General features: G+C 67.8%; 13 protein-coding genes. 1 reads left to right on the plus strand and 12 read right to left on the minus strand.

The genetic code is table 11. From position 1 onward, the window contains the following. Window positions 1-30: 30 nt before the first annotated feature. From ccsB to FHX72_RS16445, 6 genes are all read right to left on the minus strand, one after another. Complete coding sequence (gene ccsB / locus FHX72_RS16420) at window positions 31-1,122, minus strand: c-type cytochrome biogenesis protein CcsB (protein ID WP_068478386.1); 1,092 nt, start codon at window positions 1,120-1,122, stop codon at window positions 31-33. After that, complete coding sequence (gene resB / locus FHX72_RS16425; RefSeq protein ID WP_183626502.1) at window positions 1,119-2,930, minus strand: cytochrome c biogenesis protein ResB; 1,812 nt, start codon at window positions 2,928-2,930, stop codon at window positions 1,119-1,121. The genes ccsB and resB overlap by 4 nt, the downstream gene beginning before the upstream one ends. After that, window positions 2,914-3,810: a cytochrome c biogenesis CcdA family protein gene (locus FHX72_RS16430; RefSeq protein WP_338110160.1), complete on the minus strand. Its 897-nt coding sequence runs from the start codon at window positions 3,808-3,810 to the stop codon at window positions 2,914-2,916. Before FHX72_RS16430 ends, resB begins: the two co-directional genes overlap by 17 nt. Then, the gene (locus tag FHX72_RS16435) at window positions 3,807-4,445 is read right to left on the minus strand and encodes a TlpA family protein disulfide reductase (RefSeq protein WP_235812653.1); all 639 of its coding nucleotides are present in this window, start codon (window positions 4,443-4,445) and stop codon (window positions 3,807-3,809) included. Before FHX72_RS16435 ends, FHX72_RS16430 begins: the two co-directional genes overlap by 4 nt. After that, window positions 4,442-5,089, minus strand: a complete 648-nt coding sequence (locus FHX72_RS16440) for a histidine phosphatase family protein (RefSeq protein ID WP_183626503.1) — start codon at window positions 5,087-5,089, stop codon at window positions 4,442-4,444. Before FHX72_RS16440 ends, FHX72_RS16435 begins: the two co-directional genes overlap by 4 nt. An 85-nt stretch (window positions 5,090-5,174) precedes the next feature. Then, the gene (locus FHX72_RS16445; RefSeq protein ID WP_183626505.1) at window positions 5,175-8,495 is read right to left on the minus strand and encodes a DEAD/DEAH box helicase; all 3,321 of its coding nucleotides are present in this window, start codon (window positions 8,493-8,495) and stop codon (window positions 5,175-5,177) included. A gap of 79 nt (window positions 8,496-8,574) precedes the next feature. On the opposite strand from FHX72_RS16445, the gene aspS reads away from it, so the two are divergent. Beyond that, window positions 8,575-9,885: an aspartate--tRNA(Asn) ligase gene (aspS, locus tag FHX72_RS16450; protein ID WP_183626507.1), complete on the plus strand. Its 1,311-nt coding sequence runs from the start codon at window positions 8,575-8,577 to the stop codon at window positions 9,883-9,885. A gap of 33 nt (window positions 9,886-9,918) precedes the next feature. Here aspS and FHX72_RS16455 read toward each other — a convergent pair whose 3' ends face one another. Genes FHX72_RS16455 through FHX72_RS16480 form a run of 6 tightly spaced genes read right to left on the minus strand, consistent with a single transcriptional unit; the run spans window position 9,919 to window position 17,580 of the window. Continuing rightward, complete coding sequence (locus tag FHX72_RS16455; protein WP_183626509.1) at window positions 9,919-10,359, minus strand: DUF4913 domain-containing protein; 441 nt, start codon at window positions 10,357-10,359, stop codon at window positions 9,919-9,921. Continuing rightward, window positions 10,356-12,098, minus strand: coding sequence for a TraM recognition domain-containing protein (locus tag FHX72_RS16460; RefSeq protein ID WP_183626511.1), 1,743 nt, complete (start codon window positions 12,096-12,098; stop codon window positions 10,356-10,358). Before FHX72_RS16460 ends, FHX72_RS16455 begins: the two co-directional genes overlap by 4 nt. Continuing rightward, entirely contained in the window at window positions 12,095-13,687 is a 1,593-nt protein-coding gene (locus FHX72_RS16465; RefSeq protein ID WP_377603808.1) for an ATP/GTP-binding protein, read from the minus strand. Before FHX72_RS16465 ends, FHX72_RS16460 begins: the two co-directional genes overlap by 4 nt. Beyond that, the gene (locus FHX72_RS16470) at window positions 13,684-15,177 is read right to left on the minus strand and encodes an SCO6880 family protein (protein ID WP_183626593.1); all 1,494 of its coding nucleotides are present in this window, start codon (window positions 15,175-15,177) and stop codon (window positions 13,684-13,686) included. The genes FHX72_RS16465 and FHX72_RS16470 overlap by 4 nt, the downstream gene beginning before the upstream one ends. 4 nt (window positions 15,178-15,181) lie before the next feature. Beyond that, window positions 15,182-16,795 (minus strand): TrbL/VirB6 family protein, encoded by a 1,614-nt coding sequence (locus FHX72_RS16475; protein ID WP_183626513.1) that lies wholly within the window; start codon window positions 16,793-16,795, stop codon window positions 15,182-15,184. Then, window positions 16,795-17,580, minus strand: a complete 786-nt coding sequence (locus tag FHX72_RS16480; protein ID WP_068493854.1) for a DUF8175 domain-containg protein — start codon at window positions 17,578-17,580, stop codon at window positions 16,795-16,797. Before FHX72_RS16480 ends, FHX72_RS16475 begins: the two co-directional genes overlap by 1 nt. Window positions 17,581-17,618 lie beyond the last annotated feature (38 nt).

Genomic DNA, 17,618 nt, shown 5'->3' on the forward strand with positions numbered 1-17,618 from the left:
GGAGCTGCGGCGAAGGTGCGGCCAAGTGGCCTACAGGCCTGAGTAGGCGTGCAGTCCCTTGAAGAAGACGTTCACGACGCCGAAGTTGAACATGACGGTGGCGAAGCCGGCGACGGCGAGCCAGGCGGACGGCGTGCCGCGCCAGCCGCGGGTCGCGCGGGCGTGGATGTAACCGGCGTAGACCACCCAGATGATGAAGGTCCACACCTCCTTGGTGTCCCAGCCCCAGTACCGGCCCCAGGCCCGCTCAGCCCAGACGGCGCCCGCCATGAGGGTGAAGGTCCACAGGATGAAGCCGACGATGTTGATGCGGTAGGCGAGGTTCTCGAGGCGCACGGCGTCGGGGAGCGCCGACAGCATGTTCAGCTTCGTCGGAAGGCCGGCGCGCACGCGGGCGACTCGACGCGTCTGCAGGAGCTGTGCGACGCTCAGTCCGGCTCCGATGGCAAGACAGCCCGTCGCGAGGGACGCGACGAAGACGTGGATGACAAGCCACACCGACTGCAGCGCAGGAGCGAGCGGTACGACGTCGACGTAGAAGCCGAGCGTTGCGATGCCGAGCGTGATGACCGTGAAACCGGTGATGAAGGTGCCGAGGAAGCGCACGTCAGCCCAAAAGCGGGCGAGGAGGAAGACCAGCACGATGAGCAGAGTCGAGGTCATCGAGAACTCGAACATGTTCGACCACGGCACACGCTCGGCGGCGATACCGCGGAGGGTGGTCGCGGCGAGCTGCACGACAAACGCGGCGATGGTGAGCCACATGGCGATGCGCAGCGACGGCGTCGCGCGCGTGTCGCGCCAGGCGTCGCCCGACTCAGTGCGCGTGGATGCGAGCGAGACGGGGCTCGAGGGGTCCTCGACGGTGTAGCTCGCCGGCTCGGAGAGCTCTCGGGCGCGGGCCTCCTCGTCGGCGGCGCTCCCGCCTGCCGCGGCACCGGCCCCGACAAGCGCGCCTCGGCGTGCTGCGGTCGCGCCGACAGCCGACTGGCGCTGCGAGCGTTCGGCTGCCCGCGCGCTACGACCCGCCAGGTCCATGGCGAACGCGATGAAGGCGACCGAGTACACCGCCATGGAGATGTAGAGGAGCAGGTTCGACCAGCTGGACAGCGTTTCGATCATGGAGCTTCCTGAGTGGGAGAAGAGGCGAGCGACGCGCCTTGGCTGTCGGCGCCGGATCCGGAGCCTGAGGCGGGCTCGGGGCGTTTGGCGCCCCCGGAGTCGCGGGCCGGCGACGCAGGTTCGGCTAAGCCTACGATTTTTCTCGTGTGAACGTCGAGGAGGTCGTTGACGGCGGCGGCCAGCTGCGGGTCGTCTCCGCGGGCGAGGCCGGCGTACTCGACGAGCACCGTGCCGTCCGCGCGCGTGGTGGCCTTCACCCAGAGACGTCGCCGTGGCACGAGCAGCGACGTGAAGAGCCCGGCGATGATGAGCACCGCGAAGATGAGGACCGGGATCTGCGTGGGGTCTTCGTGCACGTCGAAGGACGCGTAGCGGGGCACCTCGCCGAGCTCGATGGTGCCGAGCCCGTTCGGCAGCTCGGCGGTCTCGCCGGGCCGCAGCTCAATCGGCTTAAAGTCGAGGTCGCGCGCCGCGATCGGCGTGAGCGTGTCGGTGTCGAGCGTGTAGACGGACCTCGGCACTCCCTCATCTAGGCCGAGATCGCCCGAGTAGACGTTGAGCGTCAGCATCGGGTCTCGCAAGTCGGGGTGGTTCGAGGTGAGCGCTCCCGATTCGAGTTCGACGGCCGATGGGTAGAAGAAGCCGAGCATCCCGATCTGCTCGTCGAGCCCGTCCGGAACCTTCACAACTCCCATGGAGGTGAGGAACGAATCCTGCGGGAGGAACGGCACGAAGTCGGAGAAGACGGCGTTGCCCTGCGGGTCGCGCACCGTGATCTCGGGGGCGTAGCCGTTGCCGAGGAGGTAGCTGTCGGTGCCCGCGAACCGAAGGGGGTCGTTGACGCGGACCGTCTCCGTCTGAGGCTCGCCCCCAGGCGTGTTGACGGTCACGTTCGCCGCGTAGTCGGTGGCCTGCCCGATGGCGTTCTGGTTCTCTTCCTCGTACGTGATGTCGAACGAGTCGAGGCGCATGGAGAACGGCGCGAGCACATCCGGCGTGAAGAACCGCCCAGGGTTGAAGGAGGAGTAGCTGACGAGGCCGTTCACGAAGGTCTGCCCCTCGACGAGCACGCGCTGCCCCGACCAGGTGAAGCCGCCACCGATGCCGACGGCGACGATGACGCCGACCATGGCCGAGTGGAAGACGAGGTTGCCGGTCTCCCGCATGTAGCCACGCTCTGCCGAGACGGAGACGCCGCGCTTCCCGTCGTCGAAGATGACGGTGCGGTACTTCTTGTCGCGGAGGATCTTGGCGGCCTCGTCGATGACGGCGCCACGCTTCGGGCCGAGCGAGGCTCCGAGCACCTGAGTCGAGTAGGCGTCGAGCCTCGAGAGGCGGGCGGGGGTCTTCGGTGGCTTCGAGCGGAGCGCATCCCAGTGGTGCTTGATGCGCGGGATGATGCAGCCGATGAGCGAGACGAACAGCAGCAGGTAGATGGCCGTGAACCACGGCGAGCTGTAGACGTCGAACATGCCGATCTCGTCGAGGAACGGCGCGATGTCTGGATAGGTGTCCTGGTAGACAATGACGCCGTTCGGATCGCTCGACCGCTGCGGCACGAGCGAGCCGGGTATGGCCGCGATCGCGAGGAGCAGGAGGAGCAGGAGCGCCGTGCGCATGCTCGTGAGCTGGCGCCAGGCGGTGCGCAGCCAGGCGACGAGTGCGGATGCACGCCCCGGCTTCTGGGCGCCTCCTGGCTTGTTCGGCATCGTCGCGCGGGCGCCACCGGACGTGGACTTCTTCGCTTCGCGATCGCGGGCCTCGAAGCCGTCCTTGCCCGCGTCGAAGTGATCAGAGGGGCGCGACATAACCGGGTAGCATCGCGGCGAACGCGAACATGATCTGTTGCCAGACGCCGATGAGCATCAGGAATCCAAGGATGATGAGCAGGCCTCCGCCGATCAGGTTGATGGTCCGGATGTGCTTGCGTAGCCAGTTCACGCCTGTGGTGACGCGTCCGAGACCGAGGGCAATGAGGATGAACGGCAGACCGAGACCGATGCAGTAGAAGAACGCCAACAGGGCGCCTCTCGCCGGGGAGGCCGTCTGCACTCCGAGCGCCATGATCGCGGCGAGTGTCGGGCCCAGGCACGGTGTCCATCCGACGCCGAAGACCACGCCGAGGAGCGGCGCACCCAGCAGACCGGACGGAGCGAATTTCAGGCGAGCGGTGCGCTGCATGAACGACACCTGGCCGATGAACACAACGCCCATGAGGATGACGATCGCGCCGAGCACGCGCATGACGACGCCCTGGTTCAGCAGGAGCCAGGTGCCGATCTGACCGAATGCAGCGCCGGAGAGCACGTAAATGACCGAGAAGCCGAGCACGAAGAGTGTCGCGCCGAAGGCGACCCGGCCGCGCCCGGTCGTGATACGAGCGAGGAATCCTGATTTCGGGGCCACCGACGGGGCAGTTGATGCGGAGACGGTCCCCAAGTCCTGACCGGAAGCCCCCACCGTCTGCCGTGATCGCGCCTTCGCCGGCGCATCCTGCGCCACGGCGCCGACGAGCCCGAGGTAGCCGGGCACGACGGGGAGCACGCAGGGCGAGGCAAACGAGATGAGGCCCGCGAGGACCGCGAGCGGGATCGCCACGAGCAGCTGCCCGCTGACGATGGTCTCGCCGACCGCGTTGCCTGCGGCGATCGAGGTCAGTGCTGAGGAGGCGAGCAGCGCAGTGGTCACTTGCTGCCCTCTGCGAGGGTGTCGGTGATCATCGATCTGAGGATCGACGGATCAATGGGTCCGCGGATGACGGATGCCACGCGGCCCTCGGCGTCGAGCACAAGTGTCGACGGGATGGCCTGCGGCGGCACGTTGTCGGCGAACGCGAGGCGAACGCTGGCGTCGTCGACGTCGAGGATTGACGGGTACGTGATGCCCTGCTTCTCGGCAAACGTCTTGGCCGTCGCGGCCTGGTCGTAGATGTTGACGCCCACGAACTCGACGCCGTCGTCTTGGTGCTCTTCCCAAGCCGCCTGCAAGTCCGGCGCCTCGAGCCGGCACGGCGGGCAGGAGGCGTACCAGAAGTTCACGACGGTGACCGAGCCCACGAGGTCTTCGCTGGAGAGCTCGTCGCCGAACTCGGTGACGCCGCCGAACTCGATCGGCGCCTGGCGCTCGCCCTCGGGGAAGATCTCGTAGCTGCCGTCGCTAGCGACGGTCCCGGCTCCGCCGTCTTCCCACGTGACGTCGGGGAGCGGCTCGTCTCCCGAGCACGCAGACAGCAGCAGCATCGTGGCAACGCCAGCCGATGCGAGGGCGACGCGAAGGGTTCGGGGAAAGCGCGGTGTCTTCACGCTCTCTGAGCGGATGGTCACACGGCTCCCTCATCGGTGGCGGCGCCGAGTTCGTGCGCCGCCGGTTCGCGGTAGTCGGCTTCCACGAAGCCGGTTGCGGGGTGGTACTCCAGCGTCGTGATGCTCGAGAGCGAGCATCTCCTGTGCTTCGGGTTGTGCGCGAGCGGCTCCTTCGAGAGCGCGCGGTGCACCATCCAGATCGGCAGCTGGTGAGAGACCACGATAACATCGCCGCCGTCGGCGAGCTCTGCCCCGTCGAGCACCGCTTCGCGCATGCGGGCGACGATGGACTTGTAGGCCTCGCCCCAGCTGGGACGCAGGGGGTTGACGAGCTTGGGCCACGATCCCGGGCGGCGCAGGGCGCCGTACTTGCCCGTCATCCGCCGCCCCTCGAAGGCGTTCGTCGGCTCGATGACGCGCTCGTCGATGACCGGCTCGAGCCCGAAGAGCTCGGCGATCGGGGCCGCGGACTCACGAGTGCGTTGCAGGGGCGAGACGACGAGGCGCGTCGCCGGCACCGCGCGAGCGTGCAGGTCTTCCGCGGTAGCGCGGGCCATGCGGGCGCCGAGCTCGGAGAGCCCGAAGCCGGGGAGCCGTCCGTAGAGGAGCCCGTTGGGGTTTTCGACCTCGCCGTGGCGGACGAGGTGGATTCGCTGTGCCGCCATGCGTTCCAGTCTACGAACCGCCACCGACACTGAGGCACAGGATGCGCATCCGGGGCCCAAGAGGCCCCCTACGCTCTGCTGAGCGTCAGGCGAGGAGTTCCCGAATGTCTTCGGCTGAGAGCGTTGTGCCCGTCTCGCTCGAATCACCGTCGAGCACGTCAGCGAAGAGCGCGGACTTCTGAGCTTTGAGCGCCATGACCTTGGATTCGATCGTGTCGCGGGCCACGAGCCGGTAGATCATCACGGAACGCGTCTGCCCGATGCGGTGGGTGCGGTCGATAGCTTGGGCCTCTGTGGCCGGGTTCCACCACGGATCGAGAAGAATGACGTAGTCAGCCTCGGTGAGATTCAACCCGAAGCCGCCAGCCTTCAGCGAAATGAAGAAGACCGACGCACTGCCCGAGCGGAATTCGTCGATGACATTGCCCCGATTGGGGGTGGAACCATCAAGGTAGGCGACGGGCACGCCGGCCGCCGCCGCCTGGTCTTTCGCTTTCGACAGGAACCGCGTGAACTGGCTGAAAACGATGACCTTGTGCCCCTCCGAGACGGCGTCGCCGAGGAGCACGGCAAGCGCCTCGAGCTTCGCCGACGGGGCGCTCGTCTCTTCCACCAGCTCCGCGTCGAGGGCCAGTTGGCGGAGCATCGTCAGCGAACGGAAGATCTGGAATCGGTTCGAATCAACATCGTCGACCAGGCCAAGCACCTTCTGCCGCTCCCGCTGAAGCCTGCGGTCGTAGAGGCGACGATGGGCGGGGAGCAGATCGAGTTCTAGCACCTGTTCGCGCTTGGGCGGGAGGTCGCCTGCGACGAGTTCTTTCGTGCGCCGCAACAGGAACGGTCTCAGTCGCCGTTTGAGCGTCGCGAGCTTCGCACTGTCGCGGTCTCGTTCGATGGGCTGACGGAAGAACTCCGTGAAATGGGTGAGGCCACCGAGGAGCCCTGGGCAGACCAGGGAGACAAGCGACCAGAGTTCAAGCACATTGTTTTCGAGTGGGGTCCCCGTGATGGCCAGCTTGAATGGAGTATCGAGGAGCTTGGCGCACTTGTACCCGCGAGACGTGTGGTTCTTGATCATCTGCGCTTCGTCGAGCAGCAGACCCGACCAGTGACGTTCCTGGTAGCTGTCAAACTCGAGCCGGAAGAGCGCATAGCTGGTGACGACAACGTGAGCGTCACCGATGGCTTCATCGAGCGTCGATTTCCTGCGCGCTTCAGTGGCTGAGATGGTGACCGCGCGGAGGCCGGGGGCGAACTTCGCGCATTCGCTGGCCCAGTTCGACACAACGCTGGTGGGTGCGACGACCAGGAATGGCGGCATCGCATCGCCGAGCTCGGCTCGAGCAAGTTCCATCATCGCGATCGACTGCACTGTCTTGCCAAGCCCCATCTCGTCGGCGAGGATCCCGCCGAGTCCGTTGGTGCGGAGGAAGTGCATCCACGACATGCCGAGTCGCTGGTAGTCGCGAAGCGTGGCGTCCAGCGTCGTCGGAGGTTCGACAAGTTCCAGCACCGCCGTGTCTGAAAGTGCGGCGACGGTTTCCCGCCAAGCGGCTTCACTGGCCGCGACGACCCCGAGCTCGACGAGCTCCTGCCAAAGATCAACCTGATACCTGCTCACCCGGAGCCGCTCAACGGGGCGGTCGCCCAGCACCCGCGCTTCTTCGATGACCTCTCGAAGCCGGTCGAACTCGGCGCCATCGAGCGAGAAGTAGATGCCGCTCGGCAGCACGAAGATCGGTTCCTCGAGTGAGAGCGCGGCGAAGACGTCACTGAAGATGACCTCCTCGCCCTCAACGGTGACCGTGAAGTTCAGGTCAAACCAGTCCGTGCCGTTGGCCTGCGCAGTGACGTCGACAACCGGTCGTTCGAGCGCGACCCGGTACGTGGGGGCGGCCTCTGACTCCTCGATGCGCAGCCCGGCTATCTTCCTCAGAGCTGGGAGCACCTCGCCGGTGAACACCACCGCATCCACTCGGCCGAGGACCGACTCCCAGCGCAGGCTCCCGCTGGGGCCGAAGAGGAGGTGCGGATGTGCACTAGCCGCGGCGCGGACCGCTTCGTGCGTCTGCGCTTCCATGGTCTCGTCGCGCAACGCGCCCAGCCTGCCCCGGTTCCAACGCCAGCGCAGGTGCGCCGCGTCACCGTCATAGTCGAGCAGCAACTCCAGTGTCGGAGTTTGCGGTTTCGGAACCGCATACGTCCGGTCGGAGGAGTGCACCTCCGCGATGCCACGGAGGAGCGGCAGGTAGTCCCGCTCGAAAAGATCACGGTCAGCGGAAGCTATCGACAGCGGCTCGTTTCGGGTGAAGAGCGTCTTCGCTTCGCTTGAGAGCGCACCCTCGAAGCGAGCGAAGCACAGCGTTTCTTCCGCCGTTCCCGGTTTGAGCACCTGCGCGAACCCGACCGGCGGGTCCCCGATGAATCGGACCGCATCACTCGCGAGCGTCTCACCAGCGTGCTCAATCTCACCGAGGACCCGGAGGCGTTTGCGCGCTTCGACGATGTCGAACCGTGCAATAGCGACGCTGTCGGACAACTCAATGGATCGCTGCTGCTTCGCCGTCGATATCAGCTCGATACCGGATGCTCTCAACTCGTGGAGCAAACTCCAAAGTGTGCGCGATGCGGCCCCGTCGAGCGGCAACCACTCCGGGGGGACGTAGTAGTAGTCCCCCTGCCGAGACTGGCTGTAGGCAGAGAGCAACTCCGCCATGAGAGCCGCCTGCTTTCCGCTGAGCGGCAGCCCGTTCAGTCGATCCCACGACGCGTTTCCTTTTATCCACTTGTCGCGGGCGCCTCGAACGGCTGGCCGCGCCGCGACGTACGTGTCCTTGCGGACGGGCGCATACTGCCACGTGTTGCGGCGCCGCCTCTCCTGGTGAAGCTCCACGAAGAGCGCGACGTGCGGGGTCGCGTGTCCGAGTTCCGCGTCCCCTTCGAGCGCCGCGTCGAGCGCCTTCTGCCAAGGGGGTTTGGAGGAGGTGATGCCGTTCGTGGCCGTGCGGGTGGATGCGCGACCGAAGGCGCTGCCCAAGCGGTCGGTGTTGCCGGGCTGAGGCGTCGAACCCCTTGCACGGATCGCGTCCGAGTAGAGCTCCGGCCGGCCAAAGTCAGTTGTCTGCGACAGCAGCACAGCCGCAAGGTGCGCGCACGGCTGCACATTCCGGCACGAGCAATCAGCGGTGCAGCGCAGCCTGTCGCCAAGTTCCGTCAAGCGCACAGCGATCTGAACTGAGGTAAGAGATTCGAAATCGACGGCGGCGGCTTCGACGGCCACACCATAGGGGATGTCCTCGACGCCCAGCACCACGAGACCGGAGTCTCGCAGAAGCTCCAACCCCTCGCGTGCCGCGGGGACTGAAGTGAACGCCTCAACGGCGGCGGAATCGAATTCGAAGAACATCAGGCCCAGTCTCTCGCGCAAAGGGATGCAGCGCGAGATGTGCCACCGCGCGTTGCGATCGCTCGGGTACCCTTGACCGGTGACTGATCGCACCCTCATCTCCTCCCTTTCCACGCTCGAAGACGGCCCCGTGCTTGTGCAGGGGTGGGTCGATACGGTTCGAGACCAGAAGAAGGTGCAGTTCGTTGTCCTTCGCGACGAGAGCGGCGCCGTCCAGCTCGTGAACCCGCGCGCCGAGGGCCGTGAGGCGATCTCCGACACGATCTCCGCGCTCGCGCAGGGCAGCTTCATCTCCGTGCGCGGCCAGAAGAAGGCCGACGAGCGCGTGAAGCTCGGCGGGCTCGAGGTCAAGGTCGACGAGATCGTCGTCGAGACCGCGGCGCTTCCAGAGACGCCCATCGCCGAGGACACGTCGATCGACAAGCGCCTCGACTGGCGCTTCCTCGACCTGCGCATCCCGCGCAACGCCCTCATCTTCCGTATCCAGACGACGTTCGCGCACGCCCTGCGCACCTACTGGGTCGAGAACGGCTTCGTCGAGCTCTTCACACCCAAGCTCATGGCGTCGGCGTCCGAGTCGCGCGCTGAGCTGTTCCAGATGGACTACTTCGAGACGACCGCGTACCTCGCGCAGAGCCCGCAGTTCTTCAAGCAGATGGCCATGAGCTCCGGCCTCGGGAAGATCTTCGAGATCGGGCCGGTGTTCCGCGCCGACCCGTCGTTCACGTCGCGTCACGCGACCGAGTTCACGAGCATCGACGCCGAGATGAGCTGGGTCAACAGCCACGAGGACGTCATGCAGATGCAGGAGCAGCTGCTCGTCTCCGGCCTGCAGGCTGTGAAGGATGCGCACGGCGAGGAAATCAAAGCGCTCTTCGACGTCGACATCGCCGTGCCGACGCTGCCGTTCCCGCGCATCCCGCTGCTTGAGGCGCGCGAGATCGTCGAGGCGCGTGGCCACAAGCTGGAGCGCAACGACCTGGACCTCGACCCCGAGGGCGAGCGCCAGGTCGCGGCCCACGTGCAGGAGACGTTCGGCCACGAGTTTGTGTTCCTCACGGACTACCCGGCGTCGATCCGGCCGTTCTACCACATGCGTCACGAGGGCGACGAGTCGCTCACGAAGAGCTACGACCTCATCTGGAACGGTGTGGAGATCTCGACGGGCGCGCAGCGCGAGCACCGTGTCGAGGTCCTCGAAGGTCAGGCGACCCAGAAGGGCATGGAGCTCGACGAGGTCGGCTTCTACCTCGACTTCTTCCGCTACGGCGCACCGCCCCACGGTGGGTTCGGCATGGGCTTCGGTCGGATCCTGATGCTGATGCTGCACCAGACGACGCTCCGCGAGGTGACGTACCTGTTCCGCGGTCCGAACCGCCTGCAGCCGTAGGTTTCATCGCGCTGCCGCCAACCGGCAGCGACCTCAGAGCCGTCCGCGATCTCTCGCGGGCGGCTCTGCTGCGTCCGTGGAGCACGTGAGCCCCGTCACCTCGTGGCCGGGCGGGGGCGGCGCGCAGGGCAGGTCGTCGCCGCGACGACTCGTGCTGTCGCGCACGTCGGGGCTCGACTCGAAGGGACCATCCGGGCTGAAGAGCACGCCGAGGTGATAGTCGGCGTGATCTCTGAACCAGAGCGACGCTCCGCCTGGCACGTCCTTCAACGCTTCCCACGCCTGCCAGAGCCCACGGAGACGGAGCACGGCTTCTGGCGAGTCCCACCACCGGGCAGACCAGACGCGCGTGCGTCCATCCACTCGGCGCGCACACGAGCGGCCGATGAACTCGCGGACGAAGTCGTCGAGGGTCGCGAACTGCCGCCCGGGCGCGCTTTCTGCTCCCTGCGGAGCGTCTCGCCCGCCCGTCATGGTGCCTGCTCGCGTGCCACGGCGCTGTCCCCGCCAGGGCCATGTTTCGCGAGGGACGCGCGGATGCGGGAGGCGTGTGGTCCCTGCATCCATGCCCTCGTCTTGATGAGGGTCGGGCGGCTTCCGGATGCGAGCACAAGCGCACGCCCCCGAGGCAGCGCCGCGAGTTCGGCGACCTCGAGGATCCGTTCCCGGTGCAACTGCTTCGAGACGGTTCTGTGGCCTCGCCCGTAACTCAGCGAGGAGAGCTCCCTGTCGTGGTCGCCGACGAGCTTCGAGAGCTCGTCGAGGAAGCCGGCTTCGCTCACGCCGCCGCCGTAGACCTTGATGTTCGCCGCCGACCACAGCTTTCGCATGCCGCCCTCACCCCAGACCTCGACGCCCTGCGACCAGGACTGGAGGATGGTGATGAGCACGATGCCTCGTGAGCCGTAGTGGCTGTAGAGGTCCGGGAGGTTGCGCCAGCGGCAGACGTTCGCGGCCTCGTCGAGGACGCCGAGCAACGGAGTGGTGAGCCGGCCGGACGGCGAGGCGGACGCCAGCTCCTCCGCAGCCTCGGCAACGGCGACCGTGAGTGCGGTGACGAGCGGGCCTGCCGTCCCCTGCCCCTCGCGCGAGAGCGAGTAGAGGGTGTCCGTGCCGCGTACGAACTTGTGGGGGTCGAACCGCGGCCGAGCGTCACGGTCCGCCGCCGGGGTGATCCACGGCGCGAGTGCTCTGCTGGTCAAGCACGAGGCCATTTGCTGGGCGGTGCCGTAGATGCCGCCGCGTTGCCGGTCCGGGGCGCCTATGACTCCCTCGAGCTGGTCGGCGACGAGGCGGTATCCGGCGTCCTGCAGAATGCCGACGGCCTCATCGTCACCCGGTCGAGTCACCCACCGGTACACCTCGGTGATGGGCTTGCCCGCGAGCGCGCCGGCGAGGAGGAGCGCCGCGAGGAGGTCCTTGGCCGCGGGGTCGAAGAACGCATCGGACCTGGCGCCTGGTTCTCTCGAACCGCTCGCGAAGTGGTCGGCAAGCTTGCCCGCCTGCACCTCGTCGGTGACGTAGCTCAGTGGGTCCCACCACCAGGCGGTCGCCTCTCCCGCCACCGCCTGCGGGTCGAACACCCAGACGCGACCGGAAGCTGCGCGCACACCACGGGTCGCATCGAGGACGTCGCGCTTGTTTGAGGTGACGACAACTGCCCCGGGCGCCTCGACGATGGCGGGGATAGCGAAGGCGGTCGACTTGCCGGTGCGCGGGCCGCTGACGTTGATCTGCATGTCCTCCCACCCGCCGTAGACGGGTGATCCGCCCGGGAGGGTCGTGCCGAGCTGCACACCTATCGACCCCTCGACGCCGAGGCGAAGGCTGCTGGCCCGGGCCCCGCGAGCGCTGATGGCGGCGATCTCCTTCCCGCGGCCAAGCAGCGTCGCGGCGCGGTCGAGCCGGCGGTTTCCTGCTCGACGCCCGCGGATGCTCAGGACGGTTGCTAGGGCCACGAACACGAGACCGACACCAAGCGCTATCGCGAGTGCCGTCGCGGTCCGGCTCCAGTGGATGCTCCCCCGCAGCACCCCGAAGAACAGCGCGAAGGCATCGGCAGGCAACGGCAAGCCCACCCCATCCAACTCGGCAGCGCCCCGCACGCACAGGTTGACCCCGCCGATGCCGATGACGGCGGCGCCGAGCCCCACCCAGAGCAGCACCGCTTCGACTGCCAGGCCGCCTGGTCCACGCTTCCGTGCGGCGCTCATGGTCTCCCCCGCCGAGCGCCGGTGCCGGTGTCCGGCGCCGGCGCCAATTCCAACGCAGGCTCAGGCTCCGGCGCGTGAGCGGAGACGCGGCTCGCCTCGTGCCAGAGCTTGTTGGTGTCGTTGATGCTCGCTTCGGCAGCGGTGAGTTGCACGTCGACCGGGATGCCTGGCCTTCCGCCGACTTTGACGAGGAACTTGCCCCGCCCAGGCGGCTCGGCCTCTCGGCCGCTCGTGGGGTCCCAGGCCGGCGGGTCCTGCCAGCCGATGAGCAGCTCCTGCTCCGCGAGCGACAGCGGGACAGCGGAGGTGAGGCGCGGCATCTCGGCCCCTGGTAGCCCGCCGCAGATGACCATACCGGCGCGTTCCACGAATCCTTTTGCCTTCATCCGCTCTGATTCGGTTGGCAGGGCGAGCAGGTCGCTCATGGTGTGCGAGATCATGGCCATGCCGACGCCTCGCTGCCGGTTGAGACGGGTGAGGGCGTCGACTCGGTCGACCATGCCTTTGCCAGCGCGCAGCGCTCGCCAGAGCTCGTCGAGGATCACGAAGTAGTGCCGCCGGGGTTCGAGCCCTGCATCCGCGAGCGCGTTCGCGACGTTGACGGTGCCGAACCCGGCGGACCAGCATGCGAGGAGCGCTGCAGCCTGCAGGTCGACGTCGGAGTCGTCGATCGAGGAGACGTCGTAGACGACGGGTGCGTCGCGCCGCATGGGGTTCGTGGTGTGCCTGGAGAAGGTCTCGCCGAGCCGACCGCCTCCGACGAGCCCGATGAGCGACGCCTCGAGTTCTTCCGTGATGGCTTTGTACCTGCTGTCGTCGCCGCGATCGAGCGCGGCGGCGCGCACTTCCGGTGGTCCCGCCTGCACGACTTCGAGAAGGTCACCGAGCACCGGCACACCGTCGTAGTGCTCATCGAGCCATTTGAGTGCGCGGTCGATGATGGTCTCCTCGCGGTCGCTCGGCGGTTGGAGGCGCATGATCGTGAGGAGGGCTGACACCATCGTGTGCCTGCGGCCGTGCGCGTCGGCGAGCACCTGGCCGGCCTCGGCATCGAAGCCGTGCGCTCTGAGGGTCTTCGCGGCGGCAGTCGCCTCGCCCGGGTCGAGCACGTTGAGGTACCCGCGTCCCCGCCCGAGCGAGATGACCTGCCCGCCGAGCGCCGTGATCATGTCGACGTGGTCCGGTTTGAGGTCACCGAGCACCAGCGGCATGACCCCGTAACCCGCGAGGCCCGTCGCCATTCGTCGCACAAGCGACGACTTGCCGAGCCCCGGCTTGCCGAGGATGAACGCCGATGGGTTGCTGATGAGTTTCGCCCGCTGGAACCACGAGATGGGGTCGCAGCAGAGCGTCGCGCCAGTCTGCGTGTGCCGGCCGAGTGGCACGCCGATCATGGGCGTTCCCGTCCCGACCGCGAACGGCCAGAGCCCGCACACCTGGACGGTGGTTCCGCGCCACTCGTCAGGCGCTTGGACGTAGGTGGATGCGCCGCGTCCGGTCCCGATCCACCCGCGCATCCCTGGCCGTTCAGGGGGCCGCGCACGTGCCTGCCCGGGCTGTCTTGAGGACTCTCGGCGTGCTCGTTTCATAGCTTCTCTCGCAGTTCGCTTGGCACCCGAAGGTGCTTGCTGAGGACCAGGCCGAGCGGCAGCGCCGCGGCAAAGGCCGAGTCCTGGGATCCGTAGACGGGCCTCAGGCGGAGCCGTGCCGTCGCAGCGAGGTTGTCGACGGCGGCACGCGCGTCGAGCTCGTGCTCCGCGTCGAGCACGGTCGCTGTGACGAGCGCCCCGAAGTTGATGAGGCCGGCGCCGGAGGCCTCTTCGCTCGCGGTCGCTGCAGCTGCGCGCACGGCGAGGGTGTCGCGCGCTGCGGGCTTCGAACTCGAGGTCTGCCTGAACTGGGCTGCGCTGAGGTCTGCTTCGACAAGTGCGGCCGCCCGAGCGGCATCGATGGGCCTGTACAGCAGCGTCACCCGCTTGCGGGCGATGTCGCGGTGCGGGGCGAGCAACCGGGCGAGCACGCTCGACTGCACGCTGCCTCGTGGCGCGACGGTCATCGCCCAGGTCGTCGAGTAGGCCGAGTCGTGTCGGTAGCCGTCCCAGCTCGCGCGGGCAGCAGCCGGGCCCACGTCGCTCCAGCTGAGCTCCGGGGTCTCACCTGCGGCATGGGCCTCGTCGATGAGCACGGCGACGGCCGGGTCGTAGGCGACCCGAACGATCTCGCAGACCTCCTGCGCCGTGAGCGGCTGGGCGGCTCCAGCACCCGTCGCCTGGAGCCCGGCGCTGAGGCCTGGGAGCCGCGCTGCCAGCTCGCGCGCCATCTCTTCGGGTGCTCGACGCCGGCCGCCGACCCTGAGGGCTCCTTGGAAGGTAAGCGCGACGAAGGCTTTCACTGTCGAGGAGCCCTCCGGGTAGTCGGCGACGGTCTCCTCGAGCACGGCGCGCGCGAAGGCTGGTGCGTTCGGGTCCAGGTTCATGGCCACCTCTCGCCTGAGGCGCGTGCCGGAGTCTGGCGCGGTCTCGATCGTCACGGACGCCGCTTCGATCCCCTGCTCGTCGCCGAGGCTGGAGAGCCAGTGGCCCCATTCGGCCACCCACGAGTCGATCTGCTCCTGGTCCACGAGGGCGGCGCCATCCGGTTCCGTGCCGAAGACGACGGTGTAACTGCCGACCGCTGGCGTGAGCAGGAGTGCGAACGATCGACCGTGCGAGTCGATGTGCTCGCTGAGCCTGGTCGGTGCCGCGATTCCTGGCAGTTGAAACGTCGCCCAAGGCACCCGGCCGATCGGGCCGGATCGGTAGCTCGCCTCACCCCTGACGCGGGACAAGGCCCACCCTGAACGCGCCCCGAGGCGCGAGAGCGCGTTCTTCCCGTGCGCGTCTCGCACGACGAGGAGCAGGAGCGAGATGCCGATCACGGCGGCAACGACGAGGGCCGCGACGATGCCGGAGATCATGGCGGCGACGACGACAAGCACCAGCCCCACCAGCAGGAGCGCTGTGCCGACTGACCCGAGGCCGAGCAGCCCTGCCGAGGTCGGCTTCCGCCAGTTTCCGTAAGTGCGCACCTGTCGTGCCATCGCGCTATCGACCACCGCTCGGGTCCTCTCCTGTTGTCCGCTCAGCGACCGCGATCGCGGCGTCTGTTCCGTACTGGATGCCCTTCTTCAGTGGCTGCACTGCCGCGACGGCGGCCGCGACGTAGGGCCCGCCGATGGCCGCGCCGGCTCCGGCGGCAGCGGCTCCAGCTCCCGCTCCGGCGGCTCCGGCTCCAGCTCCAACGGCCGCGCCAGCCGCACCGGTGGCGCGCACACTCGACGAGGTGGCGGCCGCCGACCCTGACGTTGGAGACGGCCCGGATGCCGGTGCCGGTTGCTGGCGCGACGTCGAGGCACCCGGCGGGCGTCGCCCTGACCTCGCCGCACCCGGCGAGCCGCTGCTCCCCTGCGGGCCAGCATCCGCCCGTGGGCGTGCGCCCTCCGGCACTCGATCGGCGACCGAGTTGGCGATGATTGCACCTCCCCCGCTTGAGGCGAGTGCACCGACCATGGGCGTCACGAAGCGCATCAGCGCGGGCAGCGCGACGATGGCCAACGCGAGGACAACAAGTCCCGTGTACGTGGTCAGCACGGCGCTGCCCTCCGTACTCGGAGCCGCACCGCTCATGTGGAATCCCGCGGCGTAGACGATCGCGGCGGCGGGTTTGTAGAGGATGAATGCGGTGAGCCAGGCGACGCAGCGCTGGAACCAGCCCTTGCCGAGCTCAGTGTTCGTCGCCGAGGCAGCGAGCGGGAGAATACCGGCGAGGATGACGAGCATCCCGCCGCGCACGATCATGAGGAACACCTGCACGACGGAGATGAGACCGACGATCGCGCCGATGAACAAGCCGTGCCCTATCCCGGAAGCGGCTGCCGCCCCGGAGCCACCGCCGGTCGCGGCCGAGAGACTCCCAGATGTGCCGAGCATCACGCCGACGTTGTCCTTGAAGCAGTTCGGCGTCGAATCGAGGTCGCATTCGAGCGACTCGTCGATGATCCAGGTCGAGAACGAGTCCCCCGCTCGCACAAGCAGCCACACGATCGTCAGGCCGACGCTCGCGACGACGACGAGCGTGAGGAGGCTCTTCAGCAGATCCTGACCTGGCCTGGCACGCTGCTCCCACGCCATGCGGGCACCGCCGATCATGACGGACACGATGGCGCACACCCCCGCGAGCCACCACGTCGACGACTGCAGGAACGTCGCGGTGTTCGTCGACGCGGCAGGAGCCGTCGGGATGAGCGCGGAGACCAGCGAGGAAGCGCCCGCGATGAGCACCCCGCCCGCGAGCACCGCGAACAGCTTCCCGTGGAACGGGATCCCGTCGCCCGAACGGATACGTAGCCCAACCATGAGGGCCAGGAACACGAGCCCGATGACGGCGACGGTGCCGGAGATCCAGCTCACGTAGCCGAGCACCGTGGTGAGCTGTGCTTCGACGTCGCTCGTCGGCGCGGCCGCCGCCGACCCCGCTGGTGCTCCCGTCGTCCCGAGATCGGGCGTCGGCACATCGACCCACATCGTCCCGAGGGTCGAGAGCTGCTCCGCAACCCACTCGTTGACGTCGTTCTGGAGCGCCTCCCTCGTTCTGGTCCACACCGTCGAGGCGATCTCCTTCGAGTAGCAGTCGAAGTCGCCAAGTCCGCAGTCGGCCATCAGGCGCTCCACCTCGTGTAGCCGCCGACGTCGCTGAGCGCCTGCATCCGCACCGGATGCGGCCCGTCTGTCGGGATCCGCCAGTCACCGTCCACCCATTCGAGGTCGACGACCGCGGCGATGAAGTTCGTTGCCCCCTCGACGGTGACGCGCTGGGCGACGTCGACGCGCGCTGTCTCGCCGTCGAAGGCGAGCATCCGGTAGCCCACGATCTGGAGTCGCACGACGGCACCCGCCGAGTCCGCATCGGACAGCAGTACATCTCGGTGACTTCCGGGCGCAAGCGCGTACTCGAGCAGTGGGGCACGGAGTCCCGGGGTGTTGGACTGCACGAGGAAGTTCGCGGCAGCGAGCAACGCGCCTTCGGGCGAGCGCTGGAAGCAGTACGCGAAGCCGGCCTCGTGCATGGCCCCAGGGCCAACCTCCTGCGCGCTCGGGGCAAGGTTCACGTCGACATCTCTCCAGCTGGTTTCCGGTGCGATCGCGAGCAGCCAGCGCGACGGGTCCGCGGCGGAGTCTGGTGCGGGTTCTGAGAGCCCGCAGCTGCTCAGCGACACGGGCGGAGGGGCCTCCTCGCCGACCGGAACCGGACCTCCCGGCGACGCTGTGGCCGGTGCCGGTGTCGGAAGTTGGTCTCCCGCATCCACGCTGCTTGGGGTGTCCCCATCGACGGCGACGAGGATCGAAATGACGATGCCGGCCACGACCAGGAGTGCGACCCCAAGGGAGGCCGCGACGAAGCCGGGGCGCTCGAAGGGAGCCCCCGAGCCGCGGAGGCTGGACACATGCCGACGAGGCGCGTGTCGCCTCAATCTGAATTGCA

It is taken from the genome of Pseudoclavibacter helvolus, assembly GCF_014191305.1.
GTDB classification, from domain to species: Bacteria; Actinomycetota; Actinomycetes; order Actinomycetales; family Microbacteriaceae; genus Pseudoclavibacter; species Pseudoclavibacter helvolus.

Excerpts from the sequence above, each read along its gene's own strand:
- FHX72_RS16465 (WP_377603808.1), bottom strand. The coding sequence starts at position 13,687 with ATGAAACGAGCACGCCGAGAGTCCTCAAGACAGCCCGGGCAGGCACGT.
- FHX72_RS16470 (WP_183626593.1), bottom strand. The coding sequence starts at position 15,177 with ATGGCACGACAGGTGCGCACTTACGGAAACTGGCGGAAGCCGACCTCG.
- FHX72_RS16455 (WP_183626509.1), bottom strand. The coding sequence starts at position 10,359 with ATGACGGGCGGGCGAGACGCTCCGCAGGGAGCAGAAAGCGCGCCCGGG.
- FHX72_RS16445 (WP_183626505.1), bottom strand. The coding sequence starts at position 8,495 with ATGTTCTTCGAATTCGATTCCGCCGCCGTTGAGGCGTTCACTTCAGTC.
- FHX72_RS16440 (WP_183626503.1), bottom strand. The coding sequence starts at position 5,089 with ATGGCGGCACAGCGAATCCACCTCGTCCGCCACGGCGAGGTCGAAAAC.
- FHX72_RS16460 (WP_183626511.1), bottom strand. The coding sequence starts at position 12,098 with ATGAGCGCCGCACGGAAGCGTGGACCAGGCGGCCTGGCAGTCGAAGCG.
- FHX72_RS16475 (WP_183626513.1), bottom strand. The coding sequence starts at position 16,795 with ATGGCCGACTGCGGACTTGGCGACTTCGACTGCTACTCGAAGGAGATC.
- ccsB (WP_068478386.1), bottom strand. The coding sequence starts at position 1,122 with ATGATCGAAACGCTGTCCAGCTGGTCGAACCTGCTCCTCTACATCTCC.
- resB (WP_183626502.1), bottom strand. The coding sequence starts at position 2,930 with ATGTCGCGCCCCTCTGATCACTTCGACGCGGGCAAGGACGGCTTCGAG.